Origin of the sequence: Mucilaginibacter pocheonensis (assembly GCF_031456535.1) — a bacterium.
In the GTDB taxonomy this organism is placed as follows: Bacteria; Bacteroidota; Bacteroidia; order Sphingobacteriales; family Sphingobacteriaceae; genus Mucilaginibacter; species Mucilaginibacter pocheonensis.
Genome location: NZ_JAVDUU010000002.1, coordinates 1,420,958 through 1,439,770 on the forward strand (window position 1 = coordinate 1,420,958; position 18,813 = coordinate 1,439,770).

An 18,813-nucleotide genomic window follows, 5' to 3' on the forward strand; every position below is an offset into this window, starting at 1 on the left:
TGAAATGGATAATATATTCCTCAAAAATAGAAATTTGAATGAGAATAGGAATTATTAGTTAATAAAGGGTTCGTTTAGCAGTTATGAGCCCTTAAGCGGAAAAATAAAAACAGACCGATTATCCCTGCTATGCTTATGGCATAAGCTATGATGTGCATCTTGTTATATCCTTCGGCGTTTCTGCGGATGGTGTAAACGTTATATAACGCAAGCACGCCAACTACCGCCCAAAAAAACCAGCCAATTTTATCACATAGTGCAAAGGCCTGCACCGCTACAGCCATTACAATGTAGTTAACAAAGATAAGCATAACAGATTCTGGCGTATTGTTATGTGTTCTTCTCCTGTTAAATACTTCTTTGGGCAGCATGGTTAAATTATTTTACTTCTTCGTAGTCAACAAACTCGCCTTCAGAATCCGGAACGGTACTTTTTTTTCCTTGTGGAATATAATCGACCTTAATGGCGCCTTCGGGCCTTTTGGGTTGTTGTTGCTGATATTGTTGCTGTTGGGCTTTATTCACTACGCTTTCAAAAAGCACAGGCAGTAAATAGCGTACTAAACTGCGTATAATGTATAGTATGCAAATGGATATAAGTAAAAAACGAATTAAAAGCATTGCATTAAAATTAAGCTTACAAATATAAACGTATAGAACGTTAAAATTGTTTTATTATGATAAAGATGATATGCAGATGTTTGGATTTTAAATATGGAAATGAGAATTAGCTGATTATTTGACATTCAGCCTACTAAATATTGCATATCCAGGTATCACGATCCGTGTGGACACCGATTACGGGATATGTCCCCGGGTAAGCGGTCTGTGGGAACGCGAGATTTTAATATGGAATTAAGTGATCCGTGAGGACACGGATCACGGGGATATACCTCCCCGAGGCCTGTGTCTTCACAGGCCCTTTATATTTTGTGCTTCCTCACAGTCCCTTTTATAAAATTTTAGATGTGAAGATCCTAAAATCCGGATCTTTAAAACTTTTCTTCCATCATTTTTTCCAGGGCAAACATTTCATCGCGAAGCTTGGCGGCCAGTAAAAAGTCCATATCCTTGGCGGCGGCAAGCATGTCCTTTTTGGTATTGTCAATTGATTTTTTCAGGTCGGCTTTGGTCATGTACTGTACAATAGGATCAGCCGCCAGCGATACAACGTCAGCTTCTACATAGGCTTTTTGTACCCCGCCTTTAAAATCAACAACCGACGTTTGCTCCATGATCTCCTCGCGCGATTTACCAACCGTTAGTGGAGTTATACCATGCTTTGTATTGTAGGCAATCTGTATATCACGGCGGCGGTTGGTTTCGTCCATAGTTATTTGCATGGAGTCGGTTATCTTATCGGCATACATGATAACCCGGCCGCGGTCATTACGCGCCGCGCGGCCAATGGTTTGTATCAATGATCTTTCTGAACGCAGGAAACCTTCCTTGTCGGCATCTAAAATCGCCACTAATGATACCTCGGGCAAATCCAGCCCTTCGCGCAGCAGGTTAATACCTATCAGCACATCAAACTCGCCTAGGCGTAAGCCCCTTAATATCTCTACCCGTTGCAGGGTTTTAACTTCGGAGTGTATGTAACGGCATTTAATGCCCAGCCTGTCCATATATTTTGCAAGTTCCTCGGCCATGCGTTTGGTAAGGGTGGTAACCAATACACGGTCGCCCATTTTTACAGTCCTGTCAACCTCGTCAAGCAAGTCGTCAACCTGGTTTATTACCGGGCGCACATCAATAACCGGATCAAGCAGGCCGGTAGGGCGTATTACCTGCTCAACCACCACGCCGCCCGATTTTTCAAGTTCAAAATCGCCGGGGGTAGCGCTCACATAAATAGTTTGCGGGGCCAGCTTTTCAAACTCCTGGAAATTAAGCGGACGGTTATCCAAAGCGGCAGGGAGGCGAAAGCCATAATCAACCAGTGATATTTTACGCGAGCGGTCGCCACCATACATGGCCCTGATCTGCGGAACGGTCACATGGCTTTCATCAATTACCATCAGGTAATCATCAGGGAAATAATCAAGCAGGCAAAAGGGGCGGGCACCCGGCTGCCGACCATCAAAAAACCGCGAATAATTTTCAATACCCGAGCAATAACCCAGCTCGCGTATCATTTCAAGGTCGTAATTAACCCTTTCTTCCAGGCGCTTGGCTTCTAAAAAGCGGCCATCATCAATAAACTGTTTTTTGCGTGTTTCCAGTTCTTCCTGTATGGCCCATATAGATTGCAAAAAACGTTCGCGTGGGGCCACGTAAAGGTTGGCCGGATAAACCACCATGTGGGTCATCTTTTCGATGGTTTTGCCCGTGCTTACGTCAAATGCGCTTAGTTCCTCAATATCATCGCCAAAAAAGGAAATGCGATACGCATAATCCAGATAGGCCGGGAAAATATCAACCGTATCTCCCTTTACCCTGAAAGTTCCGCGTTTAAAATCGGCCGTGGTGCGGGCGTACAGGATCTCGACCAGCCGGTGCAGGAACGCGTTCCTGCTGATGCGTGTACCAACCGCGAACTTGAAAACAGAATCAGCAAAATCATCCGGATTCCCCATGCCATAAATACAGGATATGGACGATACCACGATAACATCCCTGCGGCCCGACATTAACGCCGAGGTGGTACGTAAACGCAGCTTTTCTATCTCCTCGTTTATTTGCAGGTCTTTTTCAATATAAGTATTGGTGGTTGGTATAAATGCTTCGGGCTGATAATAATCATAATATGAAACAAAGTAATTCACCGCGTTTTCCGGAAAAAACTGTTTAAACTCCCCGTAAAGCTGCGCTGCAAGCGTTTTATTATGGCTTAATATAAGCGTAGGCTTTTGCGTTTGCTGTATTACATTGGCAATTGAAAATGTTTTACCCGAGCCGGTAACACCCAGCAGGGTTTGAAAAGGATCACCGTTGTTTACTCCTTCAACCAGTTGTCTTATGGCTTCGGGCTGGTCTCCGGTGGGTTTGTATTGAGATGTTAAATTAAAATCCATGTTATAATGTAAAAATACAAATAATCCCGCAATAGGGTTTGTAAATCAAAATAAGTACATGGTAATGACAACCGTATGTCAGCAACGGTTTACCATCATATAAAAATTTTATACCGGTAAACCAAAGCTTCCCTAAGTTACCGGGCCAATGCGTTCGGCACGTTCAAAGAAACCTGACCGTTTCATCTGTTGTTCCACTTCTATAATAGCCTGCATCAGGTTATTTTGCGTGTTGGTAAGGTCGGTTAAGCAGGTTACCATTATTTTCCAAACAGGCTGCATGCGCTCAATAAGCTCCTGCCCTTTGGCTGTTAACTGTATAAGGCGCTTTCTTTCATCAGCTTTATCGCGCTTTGAACGGATGAGTTTTTCTTTTTCAAGCTCTTTTAAAAGACTGATGGTTGACGGATGGGTGTAGCCAATTTCGCTGGCAATTTCAACCACGCTCAAAATTGATTTTAAGTGTAAGGTATAAATTACCGGGAACCATTTAGGCTCAAAGTCAATACCATTGGCTTTATATATCAGTGTTCCGTCCTTGCGCAACTGGTCGCTGAGGCGCTGCAGCCTTGTGGAGATAGCCAAAATGCCCGATTCATCTATAACATTCATTTGCAAACCCGTGGTTAATTGGTTAAATGTAACTGATAAAACATGGTATCGGTAGCCATTAGCGGAAATGATTTTGGCAGATCGGCTTTGGCTACGCGGGTAAATCCGTTGCGCTCGTAAAAGCGGTGCGCGGCTTCTAACGCTTCAACCGTGCCTAAATACACATCGGCAATTTGGTTTTGTTTGCAATAACCTATCAGCGTGTTAAGCAACGCCTGCGCAATGCCAAGTTCGCGGCCCCTGTATTCCTTGCGCAAAAACATTTTGCGAACGGTGCCTATTTTACCATCGGTAATAATTAATCCAATAGTGCCAACAAGCTGCCCGTTTACTTTAGCGCCCCAGAAATTGCCGCCGGTTTGGTGGTAGTTGGTTTCAATATCTAGCAGATCGGGCTGGTCCTCCAGTGTGACAGGAACCTTAAACTCAATTTGTTGAATAGGTATAATAATATCAATGATCTGCCCGCAGTAATCATTATTTAAGGGGGTAATAACAAAAGATGTATCCATGTAAATAAATTTATGTACAAATCTACGTAGTTAACTACATATAATTAAATTAATTTGAAAAAAACCAAAACAGCACGATTTGATTATTAATTAATAAGTAGATGCATTATGGTTTAAAAGCCTTAAATTTAGTTATGATCTTTATCCTGAACAAAACCAACACCATTGCCAACCAGTTTTTGGCCGAATTGCGCGATGCTGATATTCAGCAGGATAAAACACGCTTTAAGCGCAACCAGGAAAAGCTGGGCCAAATATTGGCTTATGAGCTGAGCAAAACGCTGAAGTATGAAACCAGGGAGGTGCAAACCACATTGGGCACGGCCAGTATCAGCATCCCCGTTGAGCAGCCGGTATTGGGAACTATCCTGAGGGCGGGCCTGCCATTTCACCAGGGGTTTATGCACTACTTTGATCAGTCGGCCTCGGCATTTATTACGGCCTACCGTAAAGTAAAACGGACGGGCGACTTTATCATTCAGGTTGATCACATATCTACCCCAAATCTTGACGACAAGATATTTATTTTGTGCGATACCATGCTGGCCACCGGGCAAAGCGTAGTGTTGGTTTGCAAGGAACTGATGGCACAGTATAAAATTAAAGAGCTGCACATAGCTGCCGTAATAGCCAGCACCGAAGGTGTTGCACATGTGAGGGCCAACCTGCCCAAAGCCAAGTTATGGCTGTGCGCTGTTGACGACGAAATGACCAGCAAGGCCTATATAGTGCCTGGCCTGGGCGATGCCGGCGACCTCGCCTTTGGCGAAAAAGCCTGAACCGCATGATTGGGGAGCTTAATTCCGGAATTCAGATGTCCGATTTCGAATTTGAGTATTTAAAGAGGAATCTTGTCTGAAATGTTCATAAATCAAAAATTAATCACTCGCAAACCAATTCCGAAATCAACCATCCGAATTCCGAAGTAAAAAAACATTGTTAAAAATGGTTAATGTTTGCATCGTGTTTTTTATTTGAGGATTTTATTGCCTTTCTTTATTTAACAATAACCTGTCCCATGCCCTGCAAACCTTATCGCCGTTTATTTTGGTTTTTTATATTCATTGTTGCCGTTTTTACGGCAAATGCCCAGGACGCCAAAACGGCGCTGCTTAAAAATGTGGATACCATCCCTATGCCGCAGCCACCCCAGGGCGGCTCGTTTTTTATCCCGATAAATAACACGCCCCAAGTTATAGCCATGATGCAGCCTGAGTTTCAGGAAGGGCAAAAATTCAGGGTGAGTGCAATTGCGCTGTCTGCGCTTGGTAAGGGAAAACTACTGTTGCTTGGTTGCCCTGCTTATTTTAAAGCACCGATGCTTGATAATAAAGATGTTGTACAACTGCTTGAAAATATCCTGAACTGGGCAAAACCGGGTGGCAATATCGTGCATGTTGCGGTTACCCAAAATGTGGAAACCGACTTTAAAGACTTTTTACTGCGCCAGAATGCCAATGTGTATACCGTTAAAAATTTCACCTTTAAAAAAAATACCGACCTGCTGATACTCAACAGAGATGTAACCGACCCCGTGCAACTAAAGCAGATTGAAAATTTTATAAGAGCGGGTGGTACAATGCTGTTTGCATCTCCTTATTCAGATCTGTATAACAGGAAGGACACCATTGCAGACCTCAGCAGCTTTGATTTAGGCATTAACAAGTTGTTAGCGAAAGCGGGCCTGGTTAACCCTAATGTTTTAGTGATGCAGTCACCGGATAACAAGGTGCTTGTTACTGATAGCGTACCCGATTACCTGCGGATTAATACTTTATTACCCAGGTTGCTTCCGCAAAGCAAAATGCCATCTAACCCGGGTATTGACTTTTTGCTTAACCTGTCGCTTGATATGATATTTAAATATAATGAGTCCAACTCGCCCGTTATAAGTCATATCAGGCAGTTTTTAAATGTTCCGCCGGTATTGCCGGTACCATCGCCGGCCAAACCGCTGCCCAATAATACACCTGCACTTAAGGCAGGCAATAAAATGAGCTATTGGTTATACACAAAGCAGCAGGATTTTGACCATCATCCCGAAGCTAAAGCTGTTGGATATAACATATTTCCGGGCGAAGTACCTGCAAATTCCCCAAGGGTTAATGAAACGGTTATTATCCCGGTAAAAGTTGGTACACAAGGCCTTTATGATAAGCCCACAGTGTATTACAGGCCGCACAGCACCGGTTTATATGTACCTGCCGGCCAAATGGTTAAAATAACCATTGGCGCTGGTGATTTGCAACGGCACTTAAAAGCGCAAATAGGGGTGCATAGCGATAACCTGTTGAACCTGGAAGAACTGAAACGCATACCGGCAGATTTAACCAAAACCTTTGAATTGGATAAAACAAGCACAGCGGTTTACTCGCCTTACGGCGGCTTATTGCTGATAAACATTGCTGATACCACTACATTAAAAACCATTAAAATTAGCGTTAACGGCGCGGTAAAAGCGCCTTATTTTAAATTAGGCGAAACCAATGAGCAGGATTGGAACGCCGCTATCCGTAATAATCCTGCGCCTTGGGCCGAGCTTGCTACTGACAACATTGTGCTTACCGTTCCTTCGTACCGCATTCGTAATTTGAACAACCCGGTTAAACTGATGCAGTTTTGGGATGAGGTAATGGATGCCGATGCCGACCTGGCCGACATTTCAAAAAAACGGGTGCACCAGGAACGGATCATTGTTGATGCTGATGTAGCTTACGGGTACATGTTCACTACACCAGAAAAAATAGTGGTGCCTGATGATAAAAGCTGCGAGTGGATGCTTAATGAAATATTTATACGCAAACATGGTTCATGGGGACACTTTCATGAGCTTGGCCACCGGCACCAGTTTTGGGAACTTGATTATCCAGGCACCGGAGAGGTTACCGTGAATTTATTTACCATGTATGTATATGACAAGGTATTGCATAAAGGCCTTTATAACCACGAGAACCTGCCTGATAAGGCTGCTGTGATCAGCAAAATAAAAAACTATCTGGCTAATGATCCCAGTTATGAAAAATGGTGTAATGATCCTTTTTTGGCTTTAAGTATGTATATCCAGATCATTGACAAGTTTGGCTGGAACGCCATTAAAGATGCCAATATCATTTATCGCAATTTGCCAAAGGATAAATATCCTAAAACCGATCAGGATAAGCGCGACCTGTGGTTTACCACGATATGCAAAACAACAAACAGCGATCTTAGCCGTTTTTTTGATACATGGAAGATCCCGGTTTCAGACACGGCAAAAAAACAAGTTTCATCCCACAGAACATGGTTCCCTGAAGAATTAGAAGCCAATTAAATATGATTTCGGATTTCAGATGCCTGGTCTCGGATTTGGTTTGGGAATAGTTTAATTTTGCTTTTATCAGGAAACATGAAGGCATCCAATTCCCGGCAAAAAGGAAATGGACCGAAATTGAACATCCGAATTCCGAAATGAAAAATTACAAACATATCTTTTTTGATCTCGACCATACCATTTGGGATTTTGATAAAAACGCCGAAGAGGCACTGAACGAGCTGTACCACATCCACCAGCTCCAAAGCATCGGTCTCACCTCTGCCGATCTGTTCATCGAAACCTATACGCGCCATAACCATCAGCTTTGGGCGCAATACCACATAGGCGCAATCACTAAGGATGAACTGCGTGATGCCCGCTTTAAAAGAACATTTATGGAGTTAGGGTTAAATCCTAATACTATTCCCGCCGATTTTGAAGACGCTTACGTAAAGCTTTGCCCCACCAAAACCAACCTGTTTCCGCATGCGCATGAAACCTTGCAATACCTGCAGTCAAAATATACGCTTCATTTAATTTCAAACGGGTTTAAGGAGTCGCAGCAGTTAAAAATAGCCGGCACCAACCTGGCGGGCTATTTTCAGCACATGATCATATCTGAAGATGTTGGGGTAAATAAACCGGATAAGGCCATATTTGAATATGCGCTTAACCTGGCCGGCGCGGACAAGCAGGAAAGTGTAATGATTGGCGACAGCCTGGAAGCCGACATTTACGGCGCGCTTAATTTTGGCATAGATGCTATTTATTTTAACCCGTTTAAAGCGCCTAAACCCCATGACGTGCCTGCGCAAATTACCCATTTAAAAGAGCTAACTTTATTATTATGAGCATTGCTAAAGAGCTAAGGGGCATTGAAACAGCGCTGGACGACTATCGCGAGCGGATAGATACTATTCCCGATGAGTTATTTGCCGAGACCCCGCCGGACGGCGGCTGGTCGTCTGCCGAAGTTTACAGTCACGTTATGCAGGCAACCCTTGCTTCATCAATAGCCATTGAGCGTTGCGCGCATAGTAACTGCCCCCCAACCAACAAAGGGCTTAGCCTGCAGGGGCACTTTACCCTGCTGTTTGGCAGGTTCCCGCCGGTGCCTATCAAAATGCTTGAAATAATGAATGTTGAAAAGATAAGCAAAGAGGACGCCCGGAACCTGATCATCAAATGCCGCAAGCGTATAGAAATTATTGCCCCGCTTATTGCCAAGGCCCCGTCCGATATTCGTTACGCGCACCCGCGTTTAGGTATGCTCAATGCCAGGCAATGGTTCAAATTTACCGGGATACATTTACGGCATCATTTAAAGCAATTGGAACAGATCAAAAAGAAGTTTAATTAGTATTTGCTTTTTTATTGTGTTTACTGGCTATTGATGCAAGCAAATCTGCAAAATGCTTCATCTTTCGGTAAGCATCTTCATCCTCATACCCATTTAGTTGAGTAATCGTATGGTATTCTGTAGTTATCTCAATAACTATATCCTGACCATTTGTAGGTAGTTGGCTTTTTCCGTTTTTAACATTATCGAAATCAGATAATTTTAGCATTTGAGTAAGCTTGTTCCAATCTTTCAGTTTGTTTACCTGATGTTTTTGATACTTCGATTTTGAATAAGGAATGCCTGCGAAAAAAATTACAGAGTCTTTTGATAATTTTAAATACTCATATCTGCCATTTCTTCCTCCAGTTCGCGTGCTATAAACAATTTGCAATATGTTTTCGGTATCCAGGTGATAAGTAGTGAACAGTACTTTGTGGTTTTGGAAGTATGTTATATTTACTTTATCCCAATCTCTGTTCTCTGTATAAATTAATTCACCATTTTGATAGTAATCGGTGTGTTTTTCATCTTGGGCCTTACAAATCTGATTTGTTATCGAATCAATGTATTTTGTGTGCGTGCTTTCAGTATCATCAAGAAAAATAGAGGTTATGCTTTCCTTTTTTAAGTCAGTGCGTTTATCAATCTGCTTAACATAAGCGTCTATTATTTTTAATTTAGTTTTTAGGCTGTCACTTAAACTACCGATGTCTGTGATAGTTTGGCCGGTCACCCCACAGTGGCAGAGTAGTAACAAGAAAATTATATTAATTAATTTCATATTCTAAGCTATATAGTTATATGATGATTTATAATTATTAATTCCATAATTGTTTGACGTGGAGCGGATAAAAAAGAAATTTCACATAACGAAGTAACCTTTTACATTTAACAGAGTCTTAACAATAAAATAATTTAGTTTACCGACATTTGTTAAAATCATTCTGATGATGAATTTTGAATATGCGTATTTGGTTGTTATAAGCTTGCTGCTATTGGTTGGCGCCTTTTATATCAGCCCTTATGAACTGAATGTTAATGAAGACGACGACGACGAGTAATCGTTTGTTAATCATTTCAATTATAAATGTTAGCCGGCAGCACCTGCCGGACGAGGAATTAACCCCCCAATTTTAATGTCAAAACGTGAAGTTGATATCGTAGTAATATCTGACGTGCACCTTGGTACATACGGTTGCCACGCCAAAGAGTTGCTTAAGTATTTAAAGAGCGTAAAGCCTAAAATGCTTATTCTTAACGGCGATATTATTGATATATGGCAGTTCAGCAAATCATACTGGCCCGAGGCCCATATGAAAGTGGTGCGCCGCATACTCAAGTTTGTGACCGATGGCATTCCGGTTCACTATTTAACCGGCAATCATGACGAAATGCTGCGTAAGTTCACCGATTTTAATTTAGGGTCGTTCCAGTTGCTCAACAAGATCGTGTTAAACATTGACGGTAAAAAGGCATGGATATTTCATGGCGATATATTTGATGTTACCATGCAGCACTCCAAATGGCTGGCAAAACTTGGCGCGGTTGGATATGACACCCTTATACTCATCAACAGTTTAACCAACTGGCTGTTAACAGCATTTGGTCGTCAAAAAATGAGCTTTTCGCAAAAAGTGAAAGCCCGGTTTAAAGAAGCGGTAAAGTTTATTAACCAGTTTGAGCAAACAGCCGCTGATCTGGCTGTTGATAAAGATTACCAATATGTAATTTGCGGGCACATTCACCACGCCGAGATCAGGGAAATACCTAACACTGACAAAACAGGTAAAGTGCTTTATTTAAATTCAGGCGATTGGGTGGAAAGCCTCACCGCTTTGGAATACCATGAAGGTATATGGAAGATATTTAAATACCACCCCGACGATTTTACTACCGATACCGACGAAGATGATAAAACCGACGCCGAAGATCTGGACGCAAAAATGGATGTCAAAAGTTTACTGGAGCGTTTTAAACAAGAGCCGCGTTAAGGCCGACGATGGAGGTTGTTGGACTTTGGGATAATGGACAAAAGATAGAAGGATTAAAGGATCGAACATTTTTAGGACAAAGAAAATAAATATTGAAACAGGCGTTATAAACTCTTCTATGATCTTACCACTCCAGCAGTCCAATAATCCTATCGTCCTGCAATTCCATCGTCCCAAAGTCCACAAAAAAATCAGTTTTCTTTACTAACTTGACCCCGCAACTAAAACTATGAAAATTTACGTTTAAAATTTGTTAAAATGGGTCTTAATTTATCTGTTTTGGTTCAAATTTAAACACTTTTATACCTCCATGAAGATACTTTTTGCTATACAGGGAACCGGTAACGGACACATTAGCCGGGCCCGCGAAGTTGTGCCCTTGTTGCAGCAGTATGGCGAGGTTGATCTGCTGGTAAGCGGTACCGAGGCCGAGGTTTCCTTGTCGCAGCCGCTTAAATACAGGTTTCATGGCTTTAGCTTTGTATTTGGCACCAATGGAGGGGTTGATAACTGGGCCACCTATAAGATCATGAACCTGCGCCAGCTTTGGCGCGACATGCACAGCTTGCCCCTGGATCAATATGATCTGATAATCAATGATTTTGAACCGGTAAGCGCCTGGGCATGCCGGTTGCAGAAGGTTCCGTCGGTATCGTTAAGTCACCAGTGCTCATTTATATCGCCCAAAACCCCGCGGCCCGCAAAATGGAATTATGCGGAGTGGCTGTTCAAATATTATTCGCCAACAACAAATCATATAGGCTTTCATTTTGAGCGTTATGATGATTTTATACATACCCCGGTGATCAGGAGCGGCATCCGTGAGATGGAAACGGCTAACCTGGGGCATTATACGGTTTACCTGCCCGCTTATAACGACAAAACCCTGGTGAAGCACCTGAGCCTTACTGATGCTAAATGGCAGGTATTTTCAAAACGTCAAAAAACGCCCTACCAGTCGGGCAATATTGAAATATTCCCCGTAAACAATGAGGCCTTTAACAAAAGCCTGGCCAATTGCGAGGGCTTACTCACAGGAGGGGGGTTTGAGGGCCCTGCCGAGGCTTTATTCCTTAAAAAGAAGGTGCTCATGATACCCATGAAGGGGCAATATGAGCAGCAATGCAATGCCCTGGCTGCCTCAAAACTGGGGGTGCCCGTGGTTAACGAGATCAATGAAGAGTTTGCAGGATACCTTAACAACTGGATACAGGACGATAAGAAAGTAACCGTTGATTTTCCTGACGAGACCGCCAGCATTGTTGATGATTTGATAAAACGTTATGCAAAGCCACAAAGCATTGTAGCATAAAAGGTTTTTCTGCTAATTTTACCCCGCAAACAGCGCCTTTATGATCAGTATTTTCAGAGCCTTTAATCCGTTGAATGTTTTATGGTTAGCAATAGTATTGTTCTTGTCGCGCGTGGGCTACCTGTTTCATGTTCCAGCCACGTTAAAATTTATTTTTGTTGAGCCCTTTGCAAGGTTGCTGGTACCGGTGGCGTATGAGTATGCATTTTCGCCTGTTTTAAATATATTATTGGCCGCGGTGCTTGTTTTTATACAGGCTTTGCTGCTTAATTATCTCATCAATTTTTACAATTTACTGGGCAAGCCTACATTTTTACCGGCATTAATGTATGTAACCCTTTCGGGCTTGTTTGCCCCGTTTTTAATCCTGAGCGCCCCGCTTATATGTAATTTTCTGGTAATATGGATGCTGTTTAAGCTGTTTAGCCTGTATAAAGGCGACGATGCCAAGTCAACCGTTTATGATCTGGGAATGATAGTAGCACTGGGGTCGCTCATCTATTTTCCGTTTATTTATTTATTCTTAGTGATTTGGATTGCGCTGGTACTTTTTAAACCTTTTAACTGGCGCGAGTGGATTGCCGGTGTATTGGGCTATGTCACTGTTTTTTTCTTCCTGGCTGTTTTTTATTATTTAAATGATCATCTTCCGGTGTTTTATAAAATATGGCGTCCGTTAGGTACAAAATTTCCAGATCACATCAGCATAAATTCTTATAACTATGTGCTACTTATACCTATTGTAGCAATATTGGTGCTTTGTTTTTTTAAATTACAGCAAAACTTTTTTAAAAGCTATGTGCAAATACGAAAATCTTTTCAGCTGTTATTTTTTATTTTTTTAATAGCCGCATTTTCATTTTATGTGAACGCCTCGTTCCATTTAAATCATTTTTTGTTGTGTATAGCCCCTGCGGCGGTGTTTTTTGCCTACTTTTTTCTGTACGCAACACGCAAATGGTTTTACGAAAGTTTGTTTTTATTACTGCTAATCAGCGTCATCTGCTTTCAGTTTAACAATTTTTAACTTTTACATTCGTTCAAATTTCGGCGGTTATATTAGTTTTGTAACATGAAATTTGGAGTAGTTATATTTCCCGGGTCCAATTGTGATGAAGACATCATATACGTATTAGAAAAAATAATGGGTCAGCAGGTGGTTAGGTTATGGCATAAAGACCATGATCTGCAGGGTGTTGACTTTGTTGTTTTACCAGGTGGCTTTTCTTTTGGCGATTATCTTCGTTCAGGTGCTATATCCCGCTTTTCACCAATTATGCAGGAGGTTATACAGTTTGCTGCAAAGGGTGGCTATGTAATGGGTATTTGCAACGGGTTCCAGATATTGACCGAAGCCGGCCTACTTGATGGCGCATTGCTGCATAACGAGAACCGTAAATTTATTTGCCGCAATATTTATTTAAAGCCGCAAACCACTCAATCATTACTTACCGCCCAGTTAGTACAGGAGCAGGCCTATAAAATTCCTATTGCCCACGGCGAAGGAAACTATTTTGCCGATGCCGATGTGGTAAAAGCGCTTAATGATAATGAGCAGGTATTGTTCAGGTACTGTGATGAAGCCGGTAATATTGTTAGCGAAGCTAATCCTAACGGGTCATTAGAGAATATAGCAGGCATTTGTAATGCAAACAGAAATGTATTTGGCTTAATGCCTCACCCCGAACGGGCGGCCGACAGCTTGCTGGCGAATGAAGACGGATTGGCAATTTTTGAATCTATCCTATCATTAGTTAGGGCCTGATGACCAATCTGGTTATCGATATCGGTAATTCGTACACCAAGATCGCTGTTTTTAAGCTGGATGAATTGCTGGCAGTTGTTCAGTTTGAAACTGTAGGTAATGATACGCTGGATAGTTTTTTGAAAAATTATAATATCGATAAGGCAATCGTGTCATCGGTTAAAAAAGATATTGAACCATGGCAAACTGATCTGGGCGCAAAAATTCCGCTTACCTATTTTAGCGCGCTAACAAAAAGCAGTATACATAGCCATTATTTAACCCCCGAAACACTTGGTACAGATAGGTTAGCTGCAATTATTGGTGCAAATTATGTTTTCCCAGACCAAAACAGCCTGGTAATTAACGGAGGTACCTGCATAACATATGATTATATTGATGCAGGCGGAAATTATTTTGGTGGCAGTATATCGCCGGGTTTAAATATGCGTTATAAGGCTTTAAATTATTATACGGCCGGTTTGCCCCTGATCAGCACTGATGCGACTTTTAATGCCCCATATGGAAACAATACAGAAACCGCTATCCGCTCAGGCGTACAAAACGGAATAAAACATGAGCTAATGGGGTTTATTGAAAGCTATAATAACAGCAGTTCAATAGGGAATATTATACTGAGCGGGGGCGATAGTATTTTTTTTGATACTCTATTGAAAAATAGCATCTTTGCCCCCTATATTAAAATTGAACCTTATTTGGTTTTAAAAGGATTAAACGCAGCTATACAAAAGCATAATGATTAAATATACCAGGTTTTTTATAACACTTTTATTTGCTGTTATTGCATTTGCAGCACATTCACAATCAACTGCAACTACAAGTTCTCCATATTCAAGGTATGGTATAGGCGATATTGATCCTCAGTTAATGCCTCAAAACTCTGCCATGGGTGGTATCGGCGTGGCTACCAATAAATTTGGTTATTTTAATAATATTAATATTATAAATCCTGCCTCGTACGGCGCTATAAATTTAACTACTATTGATATTGGCCTTTATGCCAACTTTTTAACGTTGAACCAAACAGGTGTATCAAGTCAAAAAAACAGCAATTTCAGGCTTAGCCACGTGGCTTTTGCTATACCGGTATCAAAACGTTCTGCACTTAGTTTTGGCTTGCTTCCTTACAGCGAACGCGGTTACAATTTTAAGAATTCAGTTAAAGGAACAGGCTCATCACCGGCTGATACCAACATTACCAATTACACTTACAGCGGAGATGGCGGTTTATCAAAAGCTTATATCGGTTATGGTTTCGGCATAGGCAAACACTTATTGCTGGGCGGTAATGTATCATACATATTTGGTACACTAAAAGATATAAGCACTACCGAAATACCCGATCTGGTAGGTACAATAAATTCAAAAATTGAACAAAGCAACGCTATCAGCGGCTTAAATTATGATTATGGCGTTCAATACTCATTTGATTTTTCTGAAACAAAGCACCTCGTTTTAGGATACTCAGCCTCTACCGGTTCTAAACTAAACTCGCAGAGCAGTTTTATAGTTAGCCAGTACTTTACTGATGTCAATGGCAACCAGGATGTACCGCTTGATAGTATTATTAACAGACAGGATGCTAAAACAAAAATAAAGCTTCCGCAAACCAACCGCTTCGGCATATCGTTTCAAAGCGATGGCAAATTCCTGGTAGGTGCTGATTATACAATGAGTAAGTGGTCTGGCCTTACAGGCATAAACAAGGGCCTGCAAGACAGCAAAACCTTTAACGTAGGAGGGCAGTATACTCCAAATATCGCTTCTTTACGTAATTACTTTTCTTCTGTTGATTACCGCCTGGGAGGTATATATGACGAAACTTATATGGTTGTTAACAACACCAGAATTAAAAGATATGCGGTTACCGCTGGTTTGGGTTTGCCTTTAAGACCTAATAACGGCAGTTTTTACAAAATCAATATCTCGGCCGAAGTTGGCAAAAGAGGTTCATTAGTCAACGGCTTGGTTAAAGAAAATTACATCAATATTCATTTGGGCTTTACACTTAATGACAGGTGGTTCCAAAAGTATAAATTTGATTAAGCAATATGATGTATACCTGGGTTAAAAACATTAAAGACTTATGTCTGTGGTTATTGCCCTTGTTTGTGCTTTTAATAACTTCATGCGAGAATGACCTGAATAAGGTTAAAGAGATATCATCAAATGAGGTTGGAACAATAGTTGAACCTACAACAGGAGTTGATATCATCATGAGCGACTCGGCAAGAGTGCAACTTCATCTTACCGCTCCTTTATTATTAACCTACCAAACCAAAAAACCTTACCGGGTAGCCCCAAAGGGTATCAAGATCATTTTTTATGATAAACAAACCCAAAAGGAATCAGGTAACATCATTGCCGATACCGGTATTCTTCGCGAAGATCAAAAGTTATACGAGTTTCATAAAAATGTGGTAGCTACGAATGCTAAGGGGGAAACTTACAAATCAGATGAATTGTTCTGGAACGCTGCCACAAAAAAGGTATATTCTCATAAAATAGTTGAAGTTACCATGAACGGCGGCAATGTAATGAACGGTGATGATTTTGAGAGCGACGACAAGTTTCTGCATCCCACACTTAGAAACAGTAAAGGTGTATTTCATGTTGACGAAAATGCAACGCAATGACGTTTTTTTACAGGAAAATTTTGTGTTATAGAATTTTACTAAAAATTGTATCTTGCGCCCTCTTTTGAAGAATAGAAAATAATTATAAAAAGTATATGGGTATAATGGGTTATTTGCGCGAAAGAATGGGGACTATCCTTGCATTCTTTATTGGTTTCGCGCTTCTTGCTTTTATTGTGAGCGAGGTTGTAAGATCTGGTGGATCTTTTTTTAGGGATGATAATAGTGTACTGGCCGAAGTAAACGGGGAGAAAGTGCCTTATGTTGAGTTTAATAAAAGGCTTGAACAAAATACAGCCCAATTTAAACAATCGGGGCAAAGTATATCACCGCAAATTACCAGTTACATTCAGGAAACTACCTGGAACCAGTATCTGGGTCAGATATTGCTTGACAAGGAGATTGAAAAAGTAGGCATTGTGGTTGGTGGCGATGAAACAGCATCGATGACCGGCAGCAGCAATCCCGACCCTCAGATTGCCCGCCAGTTTGCCGACCCGCAAACAGGTAAGTTTGATGTAAACCGGTTGAACCAGTTTAAAAGCTATCTGCAATCAGGCAAAGCCGATCCCTCTCAAAAACAAGCGTGGACAGATTTCTTAACGCAACTGATTGAGGCAAAAATGGAGTCCAAATACATGGCGTTGGTTTCTAACGGTTTGTATGTAAACTCACTGGAGGCGAAAGACGATTATGAAGCTAAAAATAAGCTGGTGAACTTTAAGTACGCCACACTTGATTATGCTTCGATTCCTGATGCTAAAGTTACTTTAACTGATGACGATTATAATACTTATTATAATGCACACAAAGCTGAATTTAAAAATCAGCAGGATCTGCGGTCATTTGAGTATGTAAGTTTTAATGCTGCACCATCAAAAGAAGATTCCCTGGCCCTGAAAACCGAAGCTGATAAACTTGCTGAAAGTTTTAAAGCCAGCACAAATGATTCTCTTTTTGTTCAGATCAACTCTGAAACCAAAACTCCAATCACTTTTCAGAAAAAAGGCAGCCTTGAGCCTAAATTGGATACACTGATGTTTAATGCTGCAAAAGGGTTTGTTTATGGTCCTTATGTATCAAACGGCAGCTATAAAATAGCTAAGTTAACTGATGTAAAAACCACATTTGATTCGGTTAAAACAAGGCATATATTAATTGACCCTGCTACTACAGGTGGTGTTGATAAAGCAATTGCCAAAGCCGATTCCATTAAAAAAGTAATCCAGAGCGGTAAATCATTTGCTGAAATGGCTCTGACCTTCTCTGCTGATAAAGGAAGCGGTACTAAAGGCGGTGATATTCCGGCATTTGATGTTAATGGCGCAATGGGTGGCGGTCAGGGCCAAATCACGCCTGAGTATACCAACGCTGCTTTTAAAGCAAGCAAAGGCGATATGATCGTGGTTACTTCACAGTTTGGCGTGCACCTTATTCAGGTTGAAGATCAAAAAGGATCAGTAAAAGTAGTAAAGGTTGCTGTTGTTGATAAACCGATTGAGGCAAGCAGCAAAACCCAAACTGTTGCTTATAGTAAAGCGCAGGCATTTTTAGCTAACCTTTCAAAAGACAACTTTGATGCCGAGGTTAAAAAAGAAGGTTTGAAAAAACAAACCGCCGAAGATGTTACCGGTGTATCGGCAAGCTTACCCGGGTTAGACAATGCGCGTGAAGTGGTTAGATGGGCATACAAAGCAGACAAAGGCGATATTACCGATAAAGTATTTACCGTTGGAAACCAATATATTGTTACCCGTTTAAGCGAAATTAAACCAAAAGGCATATTGCCGCTTGATATCGTTAAAAAACAAATTGAACCTGCTGTACGCAATGAGGTAAAGGCCAAGCAACTGAATGCAAAATTCCAGGCTGCACTAAGCGGATCTTCATCCATTGATCAGGTAGCTCAAAAAGCGGGCAGCAAAGTAGTTCCGGTTCAAAATATTGTTTTTGCAAACCCGGTTATCCCTGGCGCATCAATTGAGTATAAAGTTATCGGCTCTATTTTTGGTTCACAACCCAACAAGCTTTCAAAACCGGTTAACGGTCAGCAAGGAGTTTTTGTATATGTTGTTGATGGCTTTACCAATCCACCAGCACTTGCTAATAATGTAAGGGAAAAACAACAAATAAGCCAAACTTTAACACAACGTTCACAAGGACAAATACTGGACGCGTTGAAAGATAATGCTAATGTAAAAGATAACAGAGCTAAACTGTTATAATAATATTTTAAAGTAATTTTGTATCCGGAAGTGGCTCCAAGCCGCTTCCGGATTTTTTTTATATCGGGATTTTGATTTAGGATCAGGGTTTCTTTTTTTAGAATTTGAA

18 protein-coding genes are annotated in these 18,813 nt (G+C 41.2%); 12 read left to right on the top strand and 6 right to left on the bottom strand.

Annotation, left to right across the window (positions count from 1 at the left end; all coding sequences use genetic code 11):
* Nucleotides 1-74 precede the first annotated feature (74 nt).
* From J2W55_RS13090 to J2W55_RS13110, 5 genes are all read right to left on the bottom strand, one after another.
* Complete coding sequence (locus J2W55_RS13090) at nucleotides 75-371, bottom strand: hypothetical protein (protein WP_310096379.1); 297 nt, start codon at nucleotides 369-371, stop codon at nucleotides 75-77.
* A gap of 7 nt (nucleotides 372-378) precedes the next feature.
* Entirely contained in the window at nucleotides 379-621 is a 243-nt protein-coding gene (locus tag J2W55_RS13095; protein ID WP_310096380.1) for a DUF4834 domain-containing protein, read from the bottom strand.
* 371 nt (nucleotides 622-992) lie between these two features.
* A complete protein-coding gene (gene uvrB / locus J2W55_RS13100; RefSeq protein ID WP_310096381.1) occupies nucleotides 993-3,017 on the bottom strand; it encodes an excinuclease ABC subunit UvrB in 2,025 nt (674 codons plus the stop codon).
* A gap of 132 nt (nucleotides 3,018-3,149) precedes the next feature.
* On the bottom strand, nucleotides 3,150-3,629 hold the full coding sequence (locus tag J2W55_RS13105) for a transcriptional regulator, SarA/Rot family (protein WP_310096383.1): 480 nt from the start codon (nucleotides 3,627-3,629) through the stop codon (nucleotides 3,150-3,152).
* A 14-nt stretch (nucleotides 3,630-3,643) separates the two neighbouring features.
* Nucleotides 3,644-4,141: a GNAT family N-acetyltransferase gene (locus J2W55_RS13110; protein WP_310096385.1), complete on the bottom strand. Its 498-nt coding sequence runs from the start codon at nucleotides 4,139-4,141 to the stop codon at nucleotides 3,644-3,646.
* Nucleotides 4,142-4,275: 134 nt separating this feature from the next.
* Here J2W55_RS13110 and upp point away from each other — a divergent pair, with 134 nt between their 5' ends.
* From upp to J2W55_RS13130, 4 genes are all read left to right on the top strand, one after another.
* Nucleotides 4,276-4,920, top strand: a complete 645-nt coding sequence (upp, locus tag J2W55_RS13115) for a uracil phosphoribosyltransferase (RefSeq protein WP_310096386.1) — start codon at nucleotides 4,276-4,278, stop codon at nucleotides 4,918-4,920.
* Nucleotides 4,921-5,159: 239 nt separating this feature from the next.
* Complete coding sequence (locus J2W55_RS13120) at nucleotides 5,160-7,451, top strand: M60 family metallopeptidase (protein ID WP_310096387.1); 2,292 nt, start codon at nucleotides 5,160-5,162, stop codon at nucleotides 7,449-7,451.
* 137 nt (nucleotides 7,452-7,588) lie between these two features.
* Complete coding sequence (locus J2W55_RS13125; protein ID WP_310096388.1) at nucleotides 7,589-8,284, top strand: YjjG family noncanonical pyrimidine nucleotidase; 696 nt, start codon at nucleotides 7,589-7,591, stop codon at nucleotides 8,282-8,284.
* The gene (locus J2W55_RS13130; protein WP_310096390.1) at nucleotides 8,281-8,793 is read left to right on the top strand and encodes a DinB family protein; all 513 of its coding nucleotides are present in this window, start codon (nucleotides 8,281-8,283) and stop codon (nucleotides 8,791-8,793) included. Before J2W55_RS13125 ends, J2W55_RS13130 begins: the two co-directional genes overlap by 4 nt.
* On the opposite strand, the gene J2W55_RS13135 is transcribed toward J2W55_RS13130, so the two are convergent.
* On the bottom strand, nucleotides 8,786-9,556 hold the full coding sequence (locus J2W55_RS13135; RefSeq protein WP_310096392.1) for a hypothetical protein: 771 nt from the start codon (nucleotides 9,554-9,556) through the stop codon (nucleotides 8,786-8,788). The two genes, J2W55_RS13130 and J2W55_RS13135, sit on opposite strands and share 8 nt — an antisense overlap.
* 355 nt (nucleotides 9,557-9,911) lie before the next feature.
* Between J2W55_RS13135 and J2W55_RS13140 the strand changes: the two genes are divergently transcribed.
* The 8 genes from J2W55_RS13140 to J2W55_RS13175 all read left to right on the top strand — a co-directional run bounded on the left by J2W55_RS13140 (nucleotide 9,912) and on the right by J2W55_RS13175 (nucleotide 18,704).
* Nucleotides 9,912-10,766, top strand: coding sequence for a UDP-2,3-diacylglucosamine diphosphatase (locus tag J2W55_RS13140; protein WP_310096394.1), 855 nt, complete (start codon nucleotides 9,912-9,914; stop codon nucleotides 10,764-10,766).
* A 310-nt stretch (nucleotides 10,767-11,076) separates the two neighbouring features.
* Nucleotides 11,077-12,078, top strand: coding sequence for a glycosyltransferase family protein (locus tag J2W55_RS13145; protein ID WP_310096396.1), 1,002 nt, complete (start codon nucleotides 11,077-11,079; stop codon nucleotides 12,076-12,078).
* Between the two features lie 40 nt (nucleotides 12,079-12,118).
* Complete coding sequence (locus tag J2W55_RS13150) at nucleotides 12,119-13,105, top strand: DUF6427 family protein (RefSeq protein ID WP_310096398.1); 987 nt, start codon at nucleotides 12,119-12,121, stop codon at nucleotides 13,103-13,105.
* Between the two features lie 45 nt (nucleotides 13,106-13,150).
* Complete coding sequence (gene purQ / locus J2W55_RS13155) at nucleotides 13,151-13,843, top strand: phosphoribosylformylglycinamidine synthase subunit PurQ (protein WP_310096400.1); 693 nt, start codon at nucleotides 13,151-13,153, stop codon at nucleotides 13,841-13,843.
* Nucleotides 13,843-14,586, top strand: coding sequence for a type III pantothenate kinase (locus J2W55_RS13160; protein ID WP_310096402.1), 744 nt, complete (start codon nucleotides 13,843-13,845; stop codon nucleotides 14,584-14,586). The genes purQ and J2W55_RS13160 overlap by 1 nt, the downstream gene beginning before the upstream one ends.
* Nucleotides 14,579-15,889, top strand: coding sequence for a BamG family beta-barrel-assembly machinery protein (gene bamG, locus J2W55_RS13165; RefSeq protein ID WP_310096404.1), 1,311 nt, complete (start codon nucleotides 14,579-14,581; stop codon nucleotides 15,887-15,889). Before J2W55_RS13160 ends, bamG begins: the two co-directional genes overlap by 8 nt.
* A 5-nt stretch (nucleotides 15,890-15,894) precedes the next feature.
* A complete protein-coding gene (gene lptC / locus J2W55_RS13170; protein WP_310096406.1) occupies nucleotides 15,895-16,479 on the top strand; it encodes an LPS export ABC transporter periplasmic protein LptC in 585 nt (194 codons plus the stop codon).
* A 104-nt stretch (nucleotides 16,480-16,583) separates the two neighbouring features.
* The gene (locus tag J2W55_RS13175) at nucleotides 16,584-18,704 is read left to right on the top strand and encodes a SurA N-terminal domain-containing protein (RefSeq protein WP_310096408.1); all 2,121 of its coding nucleotides are present in this window, start codon (nucleotides 16,584-16,586) and stop codon (nucleotides 18,702-18,704) included.
* The last annotated feature ends 109 nt before the right edge of the window (nucleotides 18,705-18,813 follow it).